The 5,103-nt window shown below is 48.8% G+C and carries 4 protein-coding genes and 1 other RNA gene; 3 read left to right on the forward strand and 2 right to left on the reverse strand.

Going from position 1 to position 5,103, the window contains the following annotated elements; translation table 11 throughout:
* Positions 1-21: 21 nt before the first annotated feature.
* Both Q0620_RS08300 and ssrA read right to left on the reverse strand, forming a co-directional pair.
* On the reverse strand, positions 22-420 hold the full coding sequence (locus Q0620_RS08300) for a hypothetical protein (RefSeq protein ID WP_298784418.1): 399 nt from the start codon (positions 418-420) through the stop codon (positions 22-24).
* Positions 421-696: 276 nt separating this feature from the next.
* Positions 697-1,058: a transfer-messenger RNA gene (gene ssrA / locus Q0620_RS08305) on the reverse strand.
* A gap of 98 nt (positions 1,059-1,156) precedes the next feature.
* Between ssrA and panB the strand changes: the two genes are divergently transcribed.
* From panB to ruvB, 3 genes are all read left to right on the forward strand, one after another.
* Positions 1,157-1,954: a 3-methyl-2-oxobutanoate hydroxymethyltransferase gene (gene panB, locus Q0620_RS08310; RefSeq protein ID WP_298784420.1), complete on the forward strand. Its 798-nt coding sequence runs from the start codon at positions 1,157-1,159 to the stop codon at positions 1,952-1,954.
* Positions 1,955-2,353: 399 nt separating this feature from the next.
* Positions 2,354-3,031 (forward strand): hypothetical protein, encoded by a 678-nt coding sequence (locus Q0620_RS08315; RefSeq protein ID WP_298784422.1) that lies wholly within the window; start codon positions 2,354-2,356, stop codon positions 3,029-3,031.
* Positions 3,032-3,887: 856 nt separating this feature from the next.
* Positions 3,888-4,904, forward strand: coding sequence for a Holliday junction branch migration DNA helicase RuvB (gene ruvB / locus Q0620_RS08320; RefSeq protein WP_298784424.1), 1,017 nt, complete (start codon positions 3,888-3,890; stop codon positions 4,902-4,904).
* Positions 4,905-5,103 lie beyond the last annotated feature (199 nt).

Raw genomic sequence — 5,103 nt, forward strand, 5'->3', positions numbered from 1 at the left:
TTCTCCTACTTAAAATGCGCCCTATCTTTTATTTGGATACATTAGGTCATAAAGCCGTTGTATTTCATCCTTCTTGACATAGTACTCCGTATCGCCGCAAGGATAGTAAATTTTACACCACTTATCGTCACAAGATTCTATCGGAACCATAGTTGATGTTTTATTATAATAGTGAGATAAGGTCTCTACTAGCTTATATTCATATTCACCGCTTTTTTGGCTTTTAGATCTTGAATATATATCTAAAAAATCCTCAGAGCCCCTCGGTATATAAAATTTATCATCAGGTATATAGTCATGAAAAATAAAACCGCAAGTACTTTTATATTCATTTGTACCCGGAATAAAAAAGCGATTACTTAGGCTACACCCCGCTAGTAAAGCAACATATGCCAATGACAGCACAACAAATTTATTCATCTCTTTTTCCTTTCTTCTATAATATTTTGTATCGCGTCTTGTACTTCTTGATGCTTTTGACGCTCCCGCCGGCGAATTTTAGCAAAATATACGCCTTTGTTCATATGAGAAACCCCTAATGCGAAAAAGCCCCTAATAAGACTCCTAATATTTCGGAAAAGATTATATCTAAAATAAAAATGAAAGAGGCTGGAACGACTAAAATTTAAGATAGGTGCCTGCGCGCAGGAACCAAATGCAACTAAAAGAAGTGATTAAAATTCAAAAATAGATAATTGGTGGAGGTGTGCGGGATTGAACCGCAGTCCGAAAACAAACGACCAAAGCCTCTACATGTTTAGCAAAAGTGAAGTTCTCGCGCAGGCTCGCTCACTTTCCAAAACGACCCGCCGGCGCAAAGACTAGAGTTTCACCCTACGACTCGTCACGCCGCAGAGCTACGCTATCGCAGATTACCCGCCGCCACGCTTAGATAGTATCGGCGCGGAGCAGGGCTCGACTGGACTTACGCAGCTTTAGCGTAAGCAGGAGCAAATTTAACGTTGTTTGCGTTTAAATTTAGTTTGGATTTTATACGCTGTATCCAAAGCGACATGCAGCCTTGACCCATCCGTTCCCGTCGAAGCCAAGTCACCCCCGAAAGAATGCGCGCGCATTTTACTTTAAAATTTTATAAATGTCAAATTCGGCTTATGCTAGAATTGTGTTCAAATTTTAACCAAATCAAGGAGCCAAAATGTCAAAAATCACGCTTTCTAAATTATACGAGATGAAAAAATCCGGCGAAAAGATCGTGATGATCACCGCCTACGACGCGCTTTTTGCTAAAATTTTCGACGACGAAGTCGATATGGTACTCGTAGGCGATAGCCTAAATATGAGCTTCGGCGGGCACTCCGAGACCCTGGGCGCAAGCGTAGAGCAGATGATCTATCACGCGCGCGCCGTAAGACGGGGGCTAAAGCGAGCGTATATGGTCGTGGATATGCCGTTTTGCTCGTGCGCGACGCCAGAGCTCGCGCTGCAAAACTGCGCCAAAGTCTATGAGAGCACCGGCTGCGACGCCGTCAAAATCGAAGGCGGCGCGCATATGGCAGATACCGTGGCGCTGCTTAATCGAAACGGTATCGCCGTGATGAGCCACATCGGGCTAAAGCCGCAGTTTTCGCGCTTTATGGGCGGCTACAAGGTAAGCGGGCGCGGCGAGGAGGGCGCGCGCGAGGTCTTAAACGACGCTAGAGCGCTTGTCGAGGCGGGCGCGGTGCTGCTGCTGGTGGAGGGCACGATCTGCTCGGTTGCAAATCAAGTGGCGCTCGGCACCGACGTGCCCGTCATCGGCATCGGCGCGGGCGCGGGCATAGACGGACAGGTGCTCGTATGGAGCGATATGTGCGGATTTTTCACGGAGTTTCGACCGAAATTCGTTAAGCGCTATTTAGACGGCGCCGAGCTGGTAAAAGGCGCGGTGCGCGAATACGCGCACGAAGTCAAAGAGGGGGGCTTCCCGAGTGAAGAGTTTGAATACAAGCAGTAATGGGATTTGGGCTAAATTTTAAAATTTACGCGCCGAAATTCCAGCGATAAAGCCCCGCTTGCCTTAAAACAATGCTTCGTTTTCTCGCCGCAGGCTATGTAAACAGCTCGCCAGCTTGCGAAGCTTGAAATTTATTCGGCGCGAGTAGATCGCAGACGCTTTGTGCGGATACTCTGCGCGGTATATTTTATACGGGGCGCCGTACGAGAGTTTGCGCGCTTCTGCATGCGGGCGCTATTTCTGTTGCCGACTGCAATTCGCGAGCGCTTTTCATGAACGCTCTCGCACCCCGCAGCTCTAAAATACGCTACGAGCGCTAAATTTTACGCACGTAGCCGTAGAGCTCAAACATAAACCAGCCGTCATGCCTAAACGGCTTATAAAATTTAAGGAGAAAATTTGGCTAAAGCTTTAAAAACCTTCATAGCCGCAGTTCTGGGTTTGCTCTTTTGTGTAAAGGTACTGCCGATTTTGGCGGTATTTTTTGCGTTTAATTCTTTCTTTGATAAAGATGATATGGAGCTGGATAAAGCCCCGTTAATGCAAAACTACGAGCAAAATCGCGAGAAATTCCTAGACCTGTTAGCTTTTGCAGGTCGCAACTTCCCTAAAAATTTGCGTGTTACGATCCAGAGCACCTACGGCGATGAGTATATTTGGATCGATTTGGACGGCAATAAGACGAAATTTTATTCAAATTCCATTTTCGGGGGTAATGCGCCGGGTATCGGCGAGGGGTTAAAGCTCATCGGCTGGGACAAAAAGACGTTTGCAGAGCTAAAATCAAAGCTCGCGGCGATAAACGCTAGAACCATCGTGCTAAATAGAAGCGGCGATAGCGGGGTGCCTTGGGCGGAGATCACCTACCGATACGTGGAGCACTTCACCGATAGCTATCAGTTTTATGCCCCTGATAGCCCGAAGCTCGCCAAGCTGCACGCCAAGGGCTGCTCGAAAAAATTTCAAAACGACGGCGTAGTATTTTTATTCGAAAGCACAACGTCCGGCTCATATAGAGCGTTCTGCGATGGCGACGACGATAATAAGAGCGTTTTGATCGAAGAGCATGATTTATAGAACTAGGCTCGCGCAGGAAAAATTTAGCGTCTTAATTTGGGACGCGATTGATAAGGCGGCGCGAGATTGCGCGGCTAAATTTAATCGCACGAGCCTGCGTTGAGCTTAGCGGCAAATTTTAAAATTCACGCTAAATTCTAAGTCGTCTTGAAAAACGAAATTTCGCGCGAAATTTTACCTAGCCACGCAAGCGCGTAAAGCAGAATTCTGCATAAAATTCTACGCAGAATTTCTTGCGAAATTTTAACTGACTATACGAGATGGAATTCTGGCTAGCTGCATACCGCGAAGCTTGAAGCGCAGATTTTAACCCTCGCTGCCGCAAAAACAAAATCCGCATTAAAATTCTATGAGGTAAAATTTCGCTGCAAAATTCCAGGCGCCGAATTTAATATCGTAAAATTCCAGCGCCAAATTTCACGTCGTAAAAACCCTGCGCGTATTTTTCAGTTGGCTAAATTTCGCTCTTTAATTCTACGCGCTCAAATTTCGCACCGCCGCCCTGCAATCGCTGCTCGCGAACGCCAAAGTCTTAAATTCTACGCGATCAAATTCTACGCATTAAAATTTAGCGCAGTTACCATTCGGCGCGCTGTTTGGGAGCCGCCACAATAAAATTCCGCACTAAGACATAGCGGGCGCGGCGGCATGAGCATAGCCTTAAAACGTCGCGCTAAAATTTCGCAGTCTTTAGCGACGGGCGCTCTGCTTTTTAGCCCCGGCCCTAAACGCGTACCGTAAAATTCCGCGCGGCAAATTTTATTTCGCTCTCAAAGATCCGTCCCTTTAAAATTGTCAAAATTTAGCCATTTTTCGCTACACTTGCTAAAATTTTAAAAACGATTAAAGAGAGATTATGGACAGAATTGTAGAGATCGAAAAGATGCAGCTCGATGAGAGCGTGGAGAGCTCGCTGCGCCCGTCGAGCTTCGAGGATTACGTGGGGCAGGAGAAGATCAAATCGAACCTCGCTATCGCGATCGCCGCGGCGAAAAAGCGCGCCGACGTGCTCGATCACGTGCTTTTTTACGGGCCGCCGGGGCTCGGCAAAACCACGCTGGCGCATATCATCGCCGCTCAGATGGGCGCCGCTATCAAGGTCACCGCCGCGCCGATGATCGAAAAGGCGGGCGATCTGGCGGCGATTTTGACGAACCTGCAAAGCGGCGACGTGCTTTTCATCGACGAGATCCACCGCCTAAGCCCCGCGATCGAAGAGGTGCTGTATTCGGCGATGGAGGACTTCCGCCTCGACATTATCATCGGCTCGGGTCCCGCCGCGCAAACCATCAAGATCGACATTCCGCACTTTACGCTCATCGGCGCCACGACGCGCGCGGGCATGATCTCGGCGCCGCTGCGAGATCGCTTCGGCATGCAGTTTCGCTTGCAGTTTTACACGCACGCCGAGCTTGCGCGGATAGTGCAGATCGCTTCTGTTAAACTCGGAAAAGAGAGCGCGGCAGACGCCAGCGCCGAGATCGCGCGTCGCTCCCGCGGTACTCCGCGTATTGCGCTGAGGCTACTGCGCCGCATACGCGATTTTGCCGAGGTGCGCGACGAGGGCGCTATCTCGCACGATCGCGCGCGCGAAGGGCTCGAGGCGCTGGGCGTGGACGAGCAGGGCTTTGACGAGATGGATATAAAATATTTGGAAATTTTATTTGACGCCAAGCGCCGCGCCTTGGGGCTTAGCACGATCGCGGCGGCGCTTAGCGAGGATGAGGGCACGATCGAGGATGTCATCGAGCCCTATCTGCTCGCCAACGGCTACATCGAAAAGACCGCCAAAGGCCGCATCGCAACCGATAAGGCGCGCGAGGCGCTCGGTCGCGTGCTAAAGGTCGCGGAGAGGAATCTGTTTGAGGAATAGGGCGGATGAAATTTTATACTTCACGGCGCTAAGTCAAGCTACGCAGGCGAAGACCCTACCGTGGCGATTTTGTATATTTGGTCTTTGAATTTTGCTTGGTTTTAAAATTTCTTCAGATTTAAAATTTAAAGCGGGAGATTTTGTAAATTTAGAGCAAATTTATTATCGCTCAATAAAACATCCAAAAGAATATGAAGGG

The sequence above is a fragment of the uncultured Campylobacter sp. genome, assembly GCF_938017615.1.
Taxonomy (GTDB): domain Bacteria; phylum Campylobacterota; class Campylobacteria; order Campylobacterales; family Campylobacteraceae; genus Campylobacter_B.

Excerpts from the sequence above, each read along its gene's own strand:
- Q0620_RS08300 (WP_298784418.1), bottom strand. The coding sequence starts at position 420 with ATGAATAAATTTGTTGTGCTGTCATTGGCATATGTTGCTTTACTAGCG.
- panB (WP_298784420.1), top strand. The coding sequence starts at position 1,157 with ATGTCAAAAATCACGCTTTCTAAATTATACGAGATGAAAAAATCCGGC.
- ruvB (WP_298784424.1), top strand. The coding sequence starts at position 3,888 with ATGGACAGAATTGTAGAGATCGAAAAGATGCAGCTCGATGAGAGCGTG.